The organism is Mesorhizobium sp. M1088 (assembly GCF_040318575.1).
GTDB lineage: Bacteria > Pseudomonadota > Alphaproteobacteria > Rhizobiales > Rhizobiaceae > Mesorhizobium.
In genome coordinates this window covers 134,733-149,227 of sequence record NZ_JAMYMO010000005.1, presented here as the reverse complement: position 1 = coordinate 149,227, position 14,495 = coordinate 134,733, and the positions used below count along the sequence as shown (strand labels likewise).

Sequence of the window (14,495 nt, the reverse complement as noted above, 5' to 3'; positions counted from 1 at the left end):
TCACTGAAGTGGGTCTTCAGCCCGCCACCCCGGATTGATGCGCAGCGATCACGCCGAGGAATATCTCGCCGAAATCCTTGAGCTTGGCGGCGCCGACGCCGTTGACCGCGGCGAAGGCGTCCAGATCACGCGGGCAGCGTTCGGCCATATCGATCAGTGTACGATCCGAAAAGATCACGAAGGCCGGCACCTGGCGTTCCCGGGCAAGACGCAGCCGTACAGCCTTGAGCGCGGCCAGCAGCGCCGAATCCAGACCTTCCGTGCCTGCTGCGGTATTCTCAGGACGTATCTTGCCTCGCGATGACTGGCGCGCGTCAATGCGATACCGGAACGAAGCCTCGCCCCGGGCCAACGCACGGCCCTTTTCGGCAATGGCGAGGCCACCATGGCCGGCTGAGTCCAATGTCAGGAACCCTCCCGCGACGAGTTGGCGGAGCAGCGACAGCAAGAGATTCTTCTTATGCGCCACACCGGTGCCAAAGCTGGCAAGCCTGTGGTGATTCCTGGCCAGGACCTTCTCGGTTTCATGGCCGAGCAGGACATCGACGACATGGGCAGCACCAAAGCGCTCGCCGGTCTGTGCGATCGCCGCCAGGATGATCCGCGCCTCCGCCTCGCCATCCGCATGCGGCGCCTGGTCGAGGCAGTTGTCGCAATTGCCGCAAGGCGAAGCACTTTCGCCGAAATAGCCAAGCAGGATCTGACGGCGGCACTGCGTCGTCTCGCAATAACCGATCAGCGTATCGAGTCGGCCATGCGCGCGCCTTTTGTGCTCAGCCGGCGCATCCTCGTCTTCGATGAAAAGCCGCCGCATGCGTATATCGCCGAGACCGAACAGCATATGTGCCTCGGCCGCCCGCCCGTCGCGGCCCGCCCGCCCGATTTCCTGATAATAGGCCTCCAAGCTGCCCGGCAGGTCGGTGTGGAAGACATAGGCGACATCCGGCTTGTCGATCCCCATTCCGAAGGCGATGGTCGCCACCATCACCACGCCGGACAAGGTCATGAAAGCATTTTGATTCGCTTCACGCGCGTCCTTGCTCATGCCGGCATGATAGGCGAGCGCGCGTACGCCGTTCCGCTCGAGGAACGCCGCCATCTCTTCGGTCTTTTTGCGTGACAGGCAATAGACGATCCCGCTGCGGCCGGTATGGCGCTGCACGAAGCCGAGCAGTTGGCGCTTGCTGTCCTGCTTGGGCTCAATGCCTAGCTTGATGTTCGGCCGGTCGAAGCCGAGCACCACCGTATCGACGCGCCCGTCGAACAGCTGCGCGGCAATGTCGGTGCGCGTCGTCTCGTCCGCCGTCGCCGTCAGCGCAATAATCGGCACTTTCGGGAAGATATCACGTAGTCTCGACAATTCTTCGTATTCGCGCCGGAACGCCGGTCCCCATTGGGAGATGCAATGTGCCTCGTCGATGGCGATCAGCCGGACATCGAGCTTGGTCAACGCCTCGAGCATTCGCACCGTCATCAGCCGCTCCGGTGCAAGATAGAGCAGGCGCGTCTGGCCTGCCGCGACACGGCGCCATGCAGCGACATTGGCATCGCGGTCGAGCGAGGAATTGATCGTATCGGCCGCCACGCCGGCAAGGCGCAATGCGGCGACCTGATCCTGCATCAGGGCCACCAGCGGCGAAACGACAATGGTGAGCCCGCCCAGTACCAGCGCCGGGACCTGGTAGCAGAGCGATTTGCCGGCGCCGGTCGGCATGACAGCCAGCACATGATGCCCGGCCAGCAGCGCCTCCATCACGGCCGCCTGGCCGAGACGAAAGTCATCGAAGCCGAATACATCCCTGAGGACGCGCCGCTTGGAATCCTCTGTCGGGATGCTCGCTGCTGCCTGCATTACAGAACTTTCGGGGGTACGACCTGCCGAAATTCCCCGGCGAATCGCCAGGTGATTGCCTGGACAGCAGATTCGAACATTTATCGACCCCTCTGGTCCTGTCCGGGGCACCGCCTGAGGCGAACTTTTCTCTCATTGGCCGATATCGGACCGTCGTTCCAGCCCCCTATTCGCCTTGGCTGTGAATATCGCACCGCCTCGGAGCGGTTAATCCTATCTTCACCATCATTCGGCAGGTTCAGGTTCTGCGGTGATGTTTTGAGTACCGCGGCGCCACAAGCGCCCAGGCAACACGCCCGCGTCTCTCCGGAGGCGCGGGTTTTTCGTTCCGAGAACCGGCTGCCTGATCTTCGGCCCGCAGCTCAGTCGAGGAAATCGGCGCGGAGCGGCGTGAAGCTGTCGACCAGCCGTCCCGCCTCCAGCGCCTTGACGCCATGGATAAGGTTGGACGGAACGATGAAGCTGCTTCCCGTTTCCAGGACCTCGGTCCTGCCGTCGATGGTGACCTCGAAACGGCCTTCGGCGACGTAGCTTGCCTGGACATGCGGGTGCGAATGCAGCGCGCCGACGCCGCCCTTGTCGAAACCGAATTCGACCATCATCAGCTCATCCGTGTGCAGGAGCACGCGCCGGCGGTTGCCATCCGGCGTCGGCGTCCACGCAGCCTCGGCGGAATGCGAGAAGATTTTGGTTCCGGTCATCGTCAGACTCTCATCGTCGCTGTTCATCGTGCCAGCCAGCCGCCGTCCACCGGCACCACCGCGCCGTGCATGTAGTTGGACGCCGGCGCCAGCAGGAAGACGGCTGCGTCGCCGATGTCTTCCGGCGCGCCCCAGCGGCCGGCCGGAATGCGCGCCAGGATCGAAGCGCTGCGGTCGGGATCGGTGCGCAGCGCCTCGGTGTTGTTGGTCTCGATATAGCCCGGCGCAATGCCGTTGACGTTGATGCCCTTTGCCGCCCATTCACATGCCAGCAGGCGGGTGATGCCGAGCACGCCGTGTTTGGAGGCGGTGTAGGAGGCGACGCGAATGCCGCCCTGAAAGCTCAGCACCGAAGCGATGTTGACGATCTTGCCACGCCGTCCAGATTCGGCAAGCACGCGCCTGGCAAAACTCTGGCTGAGGAAGAACACCGTCTTCAGATTGACGCCCATGACGTCATCCCAGTCGGCTTCGGTGAGGTCAACCGCATCGGCACGCCGGATGATGCCCGCATTGTTGACCAGGCCATCGAGCGGTCCGGTGCCGTCCCAGACGCGGTCAAGCATCGCCTGGGCAGCTGCATCATCACCAAGATCGCAGCGGACCGCCTCGAAGCGGCCGCCGACAGCCGCAATCTTCTCCGCCGTCTCGTCCATCGCCGACCGGCCGACGCCGACGACCGCGCCGCCTGCGCGCGCGATCGACACGGCGATGCCTTGGCCGATGCCGGTATTGGCGCCGGTGACGAGGATGCGCTTGCCGGCAAGGCTGAAGGCCGAGAGATCGCTCACTTGAGCTCCTCCATCGCCACCAGGTCGACATCGGTATAGTCGACATTATCGCCGGCCATCGCCCAGATGAAGGCGTAGTTGGAGGTGCCGGCGCCCGAATGGATCGACCATCCCGGCGACAGCACCGCCTCCTCGTTGCGCATGACGAGATGGCGCGTTTCGTCCGGTTCGCCCATGAAGTGAAACACCCGCGCCGCCTCCGGCAGATCGAAATAGAGATAGGCCTCCATGCGCCGGTCATGCACATGGCATGGCATGGTGTTCCAGACCGAACGGGGGGCAAGCTGCGTCATGCCGACGACAAGCTGACAGCTCTTTACCCCATCGGCATGGATGAACTGGAAGATCGAGCGCTCGTTGGAAGTTGCCTGGCTGCCGAGATCGAGCCGCTTGGCATCGCCGATGCGGATCAGCCGGTTGGGATGGCTCTGATGCGCCGGCGCGCTGAGCAGGTAGAACTTAGCCGGCGCTGCCGGATTGGTCGCGGCAAACGATACCTCATCGGTGCCCATGCCGAGATAAAGCATGTCGCGTGCCTGCAGCTCGTAGGATTGGCCGCCGGCTTTGACGACGCCTGCACCGGCGATGTTGACGATGATCATCTCACGGCGGTCGAGAAAATTCTTGGTCCCGGTCGGCTTGATCGCCTGCAGCGGCAGCGGTGTACTGGCGGGCATGGCGCCGCCGACGATCATGCGGTCGTAATGGGTATAGGTCAGGCCGATGCGGCCGGGCTGGAACAAGTCCTCGATCAGGAAATTGTGTCGCAGTTCGTCCGTTCCCATGGCTGCGGCAGAAACAGGGTCGATGGCGAAGCGGGAGGTGAAATCGGTATGATTGTCGGTGTGATTCATTGCTGTCCCATGGGGCTGCCTCAATTGCTTATTCGGTTGCCGCGGCCTTGACCGAGTCGGCATAAAAAACCTGGCGCGCGTGCAGGCGCTCGCGATAGCGCTGCTGGCTGGCACCGAGATGCGCGCGCATCGCCTCCCGCGCCGCCTCGGCATCGCCTGACGAGATCGCATTGAGGATCACCAGATGCTCACGCTGCAGGCCGCGCTGATAGGCGTCCGATTGGGCGATCTCGGTCGACCACGGCGAGGTCACGTCGCAAGGGATGGCGCGGCGGCCGAGCACGTCGAGCATCTCGACATAGAATGGATTGTTGGTGGCGCTGGCGATTGCGCGGTGGAAGGCAAGGTCGGCCGGTCCTGTCGGCTCGCTGTTGAGGAGCAGCCGTTCGAATTCGAAGAAGGCTTCCTGGATCGCCGCTTCCTGCGCGGCGTTGCGGCGGATGGCGGCAAGCCCTGCGGATTCGATCTCGATTGCCAACCGGACTTCGAGCACGTTGAGGGCGATCGAATCCTTGCTGCCCATCTCCGCTGCCAGGGCACCGAACGCTGTCGAGATATGCTCGGTGACGAAGACGCCGGCGCCTTGGCGCGGCTCGACCAGGCCGTCCGCGGCAAGCTTGGCCAGCGCCTCGCGTATCACGGTGCGGCTGACCCCGAAGGTTTCAGTCAGCTGACCCTCGGTCGGCAGCTTTTGCCCGGGCTGGATCTCGCCCGCCTGCAGCTGTTTGCGGATCGCAGCGACAACGGTTTCCGAAAGCTTCGGTCTTCGTTCGACGCGGAGCCCGACTGCGGTGTCTGAGGCCATGTCGCGCACCCCCTATTTGAAGACGCTCGGCAGCCATAGCGAAATGGCCGGAATGTAAGTGACGAGCGCCAGCACGACGAGGCCTGCCGCATAGAACGGCCAGATCGAGCGCATCGATTCCCAGACGGATATCTTGCCCACGGCACACGCCACGAACTGCACTGCGCCCACCGGCGGCGTGTTCAGCCCGATGCCGAAATTGAGGATCATGATGACGCCGAAATGCACCGGATCGACACCGTAGGCCTGCGCCACGGGCAGGAAGATCGGCGTGCAAATGATGATCGTCGGCCCCATGTCCATGAACGTGCCGAGGAACAGCATCAAGAGGTTGAGCAGCAGAAGCACGACCAGCGGATCGTCCGAGATCGCATTCATGGAGGCGATGAGCGCTGCCGGCACTTTCAGGAAGGCCATCAGCCACGAGAACGCCGCCGCCATGCCGATGATGAGCAGCACCATGGCCGTGGTGCGCACGGCGCCATGGGTGGCATGAACGAACCCTTCCCAGGTCATCTGCCGGTAAACGAAGACGGTCACGAGCAGCGCATAGATGACGGCGATACAGGAACTCTCGGTGGCGGTGAAGACGCCCGATCGCACGCCGCCGAAGATGATCGCGATCAGCAGCAGGCCGGGCACGGCGACGGCGAAAAGATGCGCGACCGCAGTGAAGCCCGGAAACGCCTCGGTCGGATAGCCGCGGGAGCGCGCCACGATATAGGCGGTGACCATCAGCGACAGGGCCAGCAGCAGGCCCGGGATGATGCCGGCCGTGAACAGATCGGCGATCGAGATCTTTCCGCCTGCCGAGATCGAGTAGATGATCATGTTGTGCGACGGCGGCAGCAGCAGCGCGATCAGGGCCGCCATCGACGTGACATTGACGGCGTAGTCCGCTCCATATCCACGCGCCTTCATCTGCGGGATCATCAGGCCGCCTACCGCCGCTGCCTCCGCAACCGCTGAGCCGGAAATGCCGCCGAACAGTGTAGCGGTTGCAATGTTGACCTGGCCGAGGCCGCCGCGCAAATGGCCGACGAGCGAGCCGGCGAAGGCAACGATCTTGCTGGCGATGCCGCCGCGCACCATCAAGTCGCCGGCGTAGATGAAAAACGGAATGGCCAGCAGCGAAAAGACGCTCATGCCGGAATTCAGGCGCTGGAACACGATCAGCGGCGGCAGGCCCATATAGAGGACGGTGGCGAGGCTTGCGACGCCCAGGCAGAAAGCGATCGGCGTGCCGATAAGCATCAGCAGGGTGAAGACGCCGAAGAGAATCCACAGTTCCATGGCGTCAGACCTTCAGGTTGGCGGTGTCGAGTTCGGCCGCGACTTCGGCCGGCGGCAGTTCATCGAGGGCATCGTCGATCGGCGCGCCGGAGAGGCGAAGCACAATGCGCTCCAGCGTGAAGAGCACGATGAGCGCGCCTCCCGCGACAAGCGGGACGTAGTCCCAACCCCCCGATATGCCGAGCGACGGCAAGACAGAGCCCCAGGTCAATGCGACCAGCTGACTGCCGTACCAGATCATGCCGATGCCGAAGGCGAGCGCGACGAGGTCCGAAATCATCCGCAGCCAGCGCTTGCCGCCTTTCGGCAGCACGTAGAGCAGGACGTCAAAGCCGAGGTGATAGTTCTCGCGCACGCCGACGGCAGCGCCGAGGAAAATGAACCAGCTCATCAGCATCACCGAGCCCGGCTCGGTCCAGCTCGGCGAACGGTTCAGAACATAACGGCCGAATACCTGCCAGGCGACGAAGGCGGTCATCAGCACCAGCCCGATGCCGGCGATCGACAGCGCCGCCGTGCTGACGCGCGACATCACTTGCGCGACGCCGGACAGAAGCGGTGTTGGTCTTGGGCTGGAAGTCACCGGTTTTCTCCCCAGGAGGATGGCGGCACGGAATGTCCGCGCCGCCGCTTGATCACTGCACGGCCTTGATGGCTTCGACCATGGCCTTCAGCTTGTCGTCCTTGACGTGCTTCTCGTAGACCGGCCCCATCGCGTCGATGAAGGGCTGCTTGTCCGGCGTCGTGATCTGCGAACCGGCCGCCTCGACCTTGGCGCGCGATTCCTTGACCTTGGCGGTCCACAGCTCGCGCTGCTTGGCGACGCTCTCCTTGGCGGCCGCCTTGAAGATCGCCTGGTCTTCCGGCGTCAGCTTGTCCCAGCTCGACTTCGCCATGACGAAGGCTTCCGGCACCATCGTGTGCTCGTCGAGCGAATAGTACTTGGCGACTTCCGCGTGCTTGGCGGTGTCGTAGCTCGGAAAATTGTTCTCCGCGCCGTCGATGACTCCGGTCTCGATCGCCGAATACACCTCGCCATACGGCATCGGCGTCGCGTTGGCGCCGAGTGCCGCCACCATGTCGACGAAGATGTCGGACTGGATGACGCGGAACTTCATCCCGGCCATGTCGGCTACGGTGTTGATCGGCTTCTTCGAATTATAGAAGGAGCGCGAGCCGCCGTCGTAAAAGGCGAGCAACACCAGCCCGACCTGGTCGAACGCCGCCGCGATCTGGTCGCCGATCGCCCCGTCCATGACCTTGTGCATATGCTCTTCCGAACGGAAGATGTAGGGCAGCGAGGGCACGGTGGTCTCGGGGATGAGCCCGTTGAACGGCGCCATCGAGACGCGGTTGAGATCGATCACGCCGGTGCGCACCTGCTCGATCGTGTCCTTTTCCTCGCCAAGTTGCGCGGAAGGATAGATCTCGACCACATAGCGGCCGGCCGTGCGCTCCTTCACCAGCTTGCCGAAATATTTGACCGCCTCGACCGTCGGATAGCCGTCCGGGTGCGTGTCGGACGAGCGCAGGACCGTCTGGGCGCTTGCCGATCCGGCCAGCAGTGCGGCGGCAAGTAGCGTAGCTCCCGCCAGTCTTGAAAAATGCAGCATTGGTTTCCTCCCGTTTGAACGATGGCGGCAAGCGCCGTTAGAGCCGGTACGCCTTTTTCGCGAGCGTATAGGCAAGTTCCTGCGCCAGCTCATGCGCCTCGTCTTCGCGGAGCCGATGCTCGGCGACGAGACGCGCCAGAAAAGCGCAATCGACCCGGCGCGCCACATCATGGCGGGCCGGTATGGATGGAAAGGCGCGGGTGTCGTCGTTGAAACCGACGGTGTTATAGAAACCGGCGGTTTCGGTGGTCATCTCACGGAACCTGCGCATGCCTTCGGGGCTGTCGTGGAACCACCAGGCCGGCCCGAGCTTCAATGCCGGGTAGACGCCGGCGAGCGGCGCCAGCTCGCGCGCATAGCTGGTCTCGTCGAGGGTGAAGAGGATGATGGTGAGGTCGCGCTCCAGCCCGACGCAGTCGAGCAGCGGCTTCAGCGCCGTCACATAGTCGGTTCGGGTCGGAATATCGAAGCCTTTGTCCCTGCCGAACTTGTGAAAGATAGAAGGCGAATGATTGCGCCAGGAGCCGGGATGGATCTGCAGGACCAGCCCGTCGTCGCGGCTCATCTTGGCCATCTCGGTCAGCATCTGGGCGCGGAACAGCTTTCGCTCGCGCTCGTCGTCCGAGCCCCGGCGGATGCGGTTGAACAGCTCCTGCGCGGCGGCATCCGAGAGATTGGCGGTTTCGGCCGTCGGATGGCCGTGATCGGAGGAAGTCGCGCCAAAGCTCTTGAAGAAGGCGCGCCGCTGGCGATGCGCATCGAGATAGCCGGCCCAATTGCCGGTGTCGCAGCCGGTGATCTCGCCAAGCCGGTCGAGATTGGCCGAAAAGCCTTCGAAGTCGGGATCGACGATCGCATCCGGCCGATAGGCGGTGACGACGCGGCCCTCCCAGCCGCTGTCGCGGATCATCTGGTGCCATCGGAGATCGTCGAGCGCGCCTTCGGTCGTTGCGATGACTTCAATATTGAAGCGCTCGAACAGCGCTCGCGGGCGAAAATTCTCCCACTGCAGCAAGGTCGAGATCATATCGTAATGGCGGTCGGCGGTTGCGGCCGTCAGCGGCTCGTCGATGCCGAACAGATGGGCAAGCACATGGTCGAACCACAGCCGGGTCGGCGTGCCGCGGAACAGGTAATAATGCTCGGCGAAGCACCGCCAGATCGTTCTGCCGTCGGTTTCAACCGGCGAGCCGTCAAGCGTCGGCACACCAAGCTCCTCAAGCCGAACGCCCTGGCTGAACAGCATGCGGAAAATGTAGTGGTCCGGCACGATCAGCAACTGCGCCGGATCGGGAAACGCCTCGTTGAGCGCATACCAGCGCGGATCGGTGTGGCCGTGCGGGCTGACGATCGGCAGGTCTTTGACCGCGGCATAGAGATCGCGGGCCAGCGAACGCGGGCGCGCCTCGGCGGCAAACAGCAAGTCCGGATCCGTCAATGCGGCCACGTGAATCCTCCCAATCCGGACATCGGTAGGGTTGGAAAGAAATAATGTCAACATACAAAAACTGGGTTGTTGTATGATGACTTTTCGTCGGCCATTGCCCATTGTGCGTGACGGCATCGGGTGTTACGCCGCCTGCCAGCAGTGACCCAACAATCTCGATCAGACACGTGGCGCAATGACCAATAGACGCCTTTCCAACAGCACGCTGAAGGCACTGCCGGCTTCGGTCGCGGTCCCGCGCTACGCCCGCGGCGCTATTGCACCGGGCATCGTCCATCTCGGCGTCGGTGCCTTCCATCGCGCCCACCAGGCGGCCTATGTCGACGACTGCCTGGCGGCGGGCGAGGCGGACTGGGGCATTGTCGGCGTGTCCTTGCGCAGTCCAGACACGCGCGACGCACTGGCGCCGCAGGATGGCCACTACACGCTGGCGATCAGGAGCAGCGTCGGCGAAGAGCTGCGCGTCGTCGGCTCGATCCTGTCGCTGCTGGTGGCGCCGGAAGATCCGGCTGCGGTGCTCGCCGCCCTGACCGATCCGCGCACCCGCATCGTCACGCTGACGATCACCGAAAAGGCCTATTTGAGGGCAGCCGGCGGCGGCCTCGACAATACCCACCCCGACATCGTCCATGATCTGGCCAACCCGCAAATGCCACGGACGGCGCATGGTTTCCTGACCGAGGCGCTGTCGCGCCGCCGTGCCGCCGGCATCCAGCCTTTCACCGTGCTCTGCTGCGACAACCTTCCGGCCAATGGTGCCACGCTGCACCGCCTGCTGGTCGAATTCGCCGCACTGCGCGATGCCAGGCTCGCCACTTCAGGCGATGCCAGGCTCGCCACTTCGGGCGATGCCAGGCTCGCCGCACACATCGCCGACGGCGTCGCCTTCCCGTCGAGCATGGTCGACCGCATCGTGCCGGCGACCACCGATGCCGACCGGGCGCGTATCGCCGTCGAGCTCGGCGTCGAGGATGCCTGGCCGGTGATGACCGAGCCGTTCTGCCAATGGGTGGTCGAGGATGATTTCCCGGCAGGCAGGCCGGCCTGGGAAAAGTTCGGCGTCACCATGGTCGGCGACGTCGGGCCCTTCGAGGACATGAAGCTGCGGCTGCTCAACGGCTCGCATTCGGCAATCGCCTATCTCGGCCTGCTCAGCGGCTACGACACGGTCGACCGCGCCTTTGCCAATCCGGCGATCCGGCAATTCGTGGACGGACTATGGGCCGAGGCCATCCCGACGCTGCCGCAGGACGCCGGGCTCGATACGGCCGGCTACACGGCCCAGCTCGCCGAACGCTATTCGAACACCGCGCTCGCCCATCGCACGGCGCAGATCGCCAATGACGGCAGCCAGAAGCTGCCGCAGCGCATCGTCGCCTCGGCCCTCGATCGACTGGGCGCCGGCGACCCGCCCGCGCATCTCATGCTGGTGGTGGCGGCCTGGATCGCCGCTTGCGAGGCGCGCGGCAAAACCTTGCCGGAAGCCCATTTTACCGATCCGATCGACACTCGGCTTACGGCGCTCGGCAGCCGGCCGGCTGATGAAACGGTGACAGCGATATTCGATCTCGCCGGCTTCGCCAAGGACCATTCCCACCGCATGACACTGATCGATCTGACGGCAGCCCATCTCGAGCGCCTGCGGCGGGGCGGACCTGCCGCTGCCTTCGCGGCGCTTGGCATAGGGAGTGAGAAGCCATGAGACAGACCTGGCGCTGGTTCGGGCCAGACGATCCGGTGACGCTTGCCCATGTCCGTCAGGCCGGCGCCGTCGGCATCGTCAGCGCGCTGCACCACCTCAACGACGGCCGCGCCTGGCCGGCAGACGAGATCGCCAGGCGCAAGGCCGAGATCGAGGCAGCAGGGCTGACCTGGGACGTGGTCGAGAGCATCGTCGTGCACGAGGACATCAAGACCCGCAGCGGCAACTGGCGCACCCTGATCGACAATTACAAGGCGTCGGTGCGCTCCGTCGCCGCCGCCGGCATCAACACCGTCTGCTATAATTTCATGGCGATCACCGACTGGACGCGCACCGACCTCGATTATCCCATGCCGCATGGCGGCACCGCGCTGCGCTTCGATGTCGTCGAGCTCTGCGCCTATGACGTCTTCATCCTTGAGCGAGAAGGGGCGGAGGCCGATCACCCACCGGTCCGTATCGAGGCCGCGCGTGCGCGGCTGCAAGGGATGAGCGACAGCGACAAGGCAAGGCTGGAGCGCAACCTGATCGGCTGGGTGCCGGCGCGCGAATTCATCTTCGATCGCGCAAGCTTCCGCCGCGCCCTCGACCTCTACAAGGACGTCTCCACCGAAGGCCTGCGCGAAACCCTGTTTGCCTTCCTGCGCGAGATCGTGCCGGTGGCCGAAGAGGCCGGCGTCAGGATGGCGATCCACCCCGACGATCCGCCCTTTTCGCTGTTCGGCCTGCCGCGCATCGTTTCCAACGCCAATGATGCCCGCGCGCTGCTCGACGCGGTCGCTTCGCCGGCTAACGGGCTGACGCTGTGCACCGGCTCCTACGGCGCGGGCGCGCAGAACGATCTGCCCGCAATGGCCAAGGCCTTCGCCGAAAACATCCATTTCGCCCATCTGCGCAACGTCACCAAGGAGCCAGACGGCTCCTTCCACGAAGCCGAGCACCTCGACGGCGACACCGACATGGTGGCGGTCGTGTCGGCGCTGATTGGCGAAGAGCGGCGGCGCAAGGCGGCAGGCAGGGCGGACTGGCAGGTGCCGATGCGTCCGGACCATGGCCACGCGATCGTCGACGACATCGGCAAGAAGGTGAACCCCGGCTATTCCTGCATCGGCCGCCTGAAGGGCCTCGCCGAACTGCGCGGCGTCATGCGCGCAGTAGAGGCACTGACAGTGTGACCAGCCCCCTTCTCCCCTTGTGGGAGAAGGTGGCCGAGCGAAGCTCGGTCGGATGAGGGGTGTTCCAGGGAACGCCGACGTCTCGTTTCTTCCAACACCCCTCAACCGTCTCGGCGCTGTGCGCCGATCTACCTTCTCCCACAAGGGGAGAAGGCAAGGGGCGCCTGTTAAGCCGGCAACAGCGCGCCTTCGAGCGTGGTGAGCTGGTTGAGGAACTGCTCGGCCTTGCTGCGGGTCTGGTCGTCCTTGGCGTCGGCGGCGTCTTCCCTGGCCTCCTGGATGCGGCGGGCAAGGTCGGCGCGGTCGATGTCGCCGACGGCCACAGCCGATTCCGCCAGCAGCGTGCAGCCGGCCGGAACGATGTCGGCAAAGCCGCCGAACACCACATAGCGCTCTTCCTTGCCTTGCGCGGTCTTTAGCGTGACGACGCCCGGCTTGATCGTCGTCATGACCGGCGCGTGATGCGCCATGACAGTCATTTCGCCCTCGGCGCCCGGAATGACGACGGATTCGACCTGCTCGGAAACCAAGAGGCGCTCCGGCGAGACCAGTTCGAATTTGAAAGCTTCAGGCATGATCAATTTAGCGACTGGTGAATGGTGAATGGTGAATAGTCAGAAAGAATGACCTTCACTCAGCCCCCGATTTCCTATCCGCTACTCCCCATTCACAATTCACTATCGACCATTCACCATCAGGCCGCTTCAGCGGCCAGGCGCTGTGCCTTCTCGACCGCTTCCTCGATGCCGCCGACCATGTAGAAGGCGGCCTCCGGCAGATGGTCGTAATCGCCGTTGCAAAGGCCCTTGAAGCCCTTGATGGTGTCGGCGAGGTCGACCAGCTTGCCCGGTGCGCCGGTGAACACTTCGGCGACGAAGAAGGGCTGCGACAGGAAGCGCTCGATCTTGCGGGCGCGGGCCACGGTCTGCTTATCCTCTTCCGATAGCTCGTCCATGCCCAGGATGGCGATGATGTCCTGCAGCGACTTGTAGCGCTGAAGGATCGACTGCACCTGGCGGGCGACCTGGTAATGCTCTTCGCCGACAACCATCGGGTCGAGCATGCGCGAGGTCGAATCGAGCGGATCGACCGCCGGATAGATGCCCTTTTCCGAAATCGCACGGTTGAGCACGGTCGTCGCGTCGAGGTGGGCGAACGAGGTCGCCGGTGCAGGGTCGGTCAGGTCGTCGGCCGGCACATAGATCGCCTGCACCGAGGTGATCGAACCCTTGGTCGTCGTGGTGATACGCTCCTGCAGCGCACCCATGTCGGTGGCCAGCGTCGGCTGGTAGCCCACGGCCGAAGGAATGCGGCCGAGCAGCGCCGACACTTCCGAGCCCGCCTGCGTGAAACGGAAGATGTTGTCTACGAAGAACAGCACGTCCTGGCCCTGATCGCGGAAATATTCGGCAACCGTCAGCCCGGTCAGGCCGACGCGGGCGCGGGCGCCCGGCGGCTCGTTCATCTGGCCATAGACGAGCGCGGCCTTGGAGCCTTCGCCGCCGCCCTTCTTGTTGACGCCGGACTCGATGAACTCGTGATAGAGGTCGTTGCCTTCGCGGGTGCGCTCGCCGACGCCGGCGAACACCGAGAAGCCGCCATGCGCCTTGGCGACGTTGTTGATCAGTTCCTGGATCAGCACCGTCTTGCCGACGCCGGCGCCGCCGAACAGGCCGATCTTGCCGCCGCGGGCATAGGGGGCCAGCAGGTCGAGCACCTTGATGCCGGTGACCAGGATCTGCGCTTCCGTCGACTGCTCGACATAGGTCGGCGCCGGCTGATGGATCGAGCGCATCTCGATGCCGTCGACCGGGCCTGCCTCGTCGACCGGCTCGCCGATGACGTTGATGATGCGGCCGAGCATGCCCGGGCCAACCGGCACGGTGATCGGAGCGCCGGTATCATAGACGTCCTGGCCGCGGACCAGACCTTCGGTCGAGTCCATGGCGATGCAGCGCACGGTGTTTTCGCCCAGATGCTGGGCCACCTCTAGCACCAGGCGATTGCCGACGTTGATCGTCTCAAGCGCGTTCAGGATCGCCGGCAGGTGTTCGCCGAACTGGACGTCGACAACAGCGCCGATGACCTGGCGAACCTTGCCTGCCAGGCCGGTCTTCTTGATGGTGGCGGCCGGCGCATTCACAGCGGCGACCTTGGTTGCTGCCGCTTTCTTGGCCGGAGCGGCCTTTGCTGCTGCCGGAGCCTTCGCTGGTGCCGCGGCCTTCGGGGCTGCCGTCTTCGGGGTCGCTGCTTTCGCCATCG

13 protein-coding genes are annotated in these 14,495 nt (G+C 64.2%); 2 read left to right on the top strand and 11 right to left on the bottom strand.

Going from position 1 to position 14,495, the window contains the following annotated elements; all coding sequences use genetic code 11:
• Positions 1-16 precede the first annotated feature (16 nt).
• The 9 genes from recQ to uxaC form a co-directional block, all read right to left on the bottom strand.
• Entirely contained in the window at positions 17-1,852 is a 1,836-nt protein-coding gene (gene recQ / locus NKH49_RS08770; protein WP_352613293.1) for a DNA helicase RecQ, read from the bottom strand.
• A 362-nt stretch (positions 1,853-2,214) separates the two neighbouring features.
• A complete protein-coding gene (locus tag NKH49_RS08765; RefSeq protein ID WP_352613291.1) occupies positions 2,215-2,553 on the bottom strand; it encodes a cupin domain-containing protein in 339 nt (112 codons plus the stop codon).
• Positions 2,554-2,576: 23 nt separating this feature from the next.
• A complete protein-coding gene (kduD, locus tag NKH49_RS08760) occupies positions 2,577-3,344 on the bottom strand; it encodes a 2-dehydro-3-deoxy-D-gluconate 5-dehydrogenase KduD (protein WP_352613289.1) in 768 nt (255 codons plus the stop codon).
• Positions 3,341-4,198, bottom strand: coding sequence for a 5-dehydro-4-deoxy-D-glucuronate isomerase (gene kduI / locus NKH49_RS08755; RefSeq protein ID WP_352613287.1), 858 nt, complete (start codon positions 4,196-4,198; stop codon positions 3,341-3,343). Before kduI ends, kduD begins: the two co-directional genes overlap by 4 nt.
• Positions 4,199-4,226: 28 nt before the next feature.
• Positions 4,227-5,003, bottom strand: a complete 777-nt coding sequence (locus NKH49_RS08750; RefSeq protein ID WP_352613286.1) for a FadR/GntR family transcriptional regulator — start codon at positions 5,001-5,003, stop codon at positions 4,227-4,229.
• A gap of 12 nt (positions 5,004-5,015) precedes the next feature.
• Complete coding sequence (locus NKH49_RS08745; protein ID WP_292656436.1) at positions 5,016-6,296, bottom strand: TRAP transporter large permease; 1,281 nt, start codon at positions 6,294-6,296, stop codon at positions 5,016-5,018.
• A gap of 4 nt (positions 6,297-6,300) precedes the next feature.
• The gene (locus NKH49_RS08740; RefSeq protein ID WP_352613552.1) at positions 6,301-6,828 is read right to left on the bottom strand and encodes a TRAP transporter small permease; all 528 of its coding nucleotides are present in this window, start codon (positions 6,826-6,828) and stop codon (positions 6,301-6,303) included.
• 103 nt (positions 6,829-6,931) lie between these two features.
• Positions 6,932-7,909, bottom strand: coding sequence for a TRAP transporter substrate-binding protein (locus NKH49_RS08735; protein WP_352613284.1), 978 nt, complete (start codon positions 7,907-7,909; stop codon positions 6,932-6,934).
• A gap of 37 nt (positions 7,910-7,946) precedes the next feature.
• On the bottom strand, positions 7,947-9,356 hold the full coding sequence (uxaC, locus tag NKH49_RS08730; protein ID WP_352613282.1) for a glucuronate isomerase: 1,410 nt from the start codon (positions 9,354-9,356) through the stop codon (positions 7,947-7,949).
• A 175-nt stretch (positions 9,357-9,531) separates the two neighbouring features.
• Between uxaC and NKH49_RS08725 the strand changes: the two genes are divergently transcribed.
• Both NKH49_RS08725 and uxuA read left to right on the top strand, forming a co-directional pair.
• Entirely contained in the window at positions 9,532-11,058 is a 1,527-nt protein-coding gene (locus NKH49_RS08725) for a mannitol dehydrogenase family protein (protein ID WP_352925921.1), read from the top strand.
• The gene (uxuA, locus tag NKH49_RS08720; RefSeq protein ID WP_352613278.1) at positions 11,055-12,233 is read left to right on the top strand and encodes a mannonate dehydratase; all 1,179 of its coding nucleotides are present in this window, start codon (positions 11,055-11,057) and stop codon (positions 12,231-12,233) included. The genes NKH49_RS08725 and uxuA overlap by 4 nt, the downstream gene beginning before the upstream one ends.
• Positions 12,234-12,400: 167 nt before the next feature.
• Here the strand turns inward: uxuA and NKH49_RS08715 are convergent, their stop codons facing one another.
• Positions 12,401-12,808, bottom strand: a complete 408-nt coding sequence (locus tag NKH49_RS08715) for a F0F1 ATP synthase subunit epsilon (RefSeq protein ID WP_023678096.1) — start codon at positions 12,806-12,808, stop codon at positions 12,401-12,403.
• 119 nt (positions 12,809-12,927) lie between these two features.
• Positions 12,928-14,493 (bottom strand): F0F1 ATP synthase subunit beta, encoded by a 1,566-nt coding sequence (gene atpD / locus NKH49_RS08710; RefSeq protein WP_352613276.1) that lies wholly within the window; start codon positions 14,491-14,493, stop codon positions 12,928-12,930.
• Positions 14,494-14,495 lie beyond the last annotated feature (2 nt).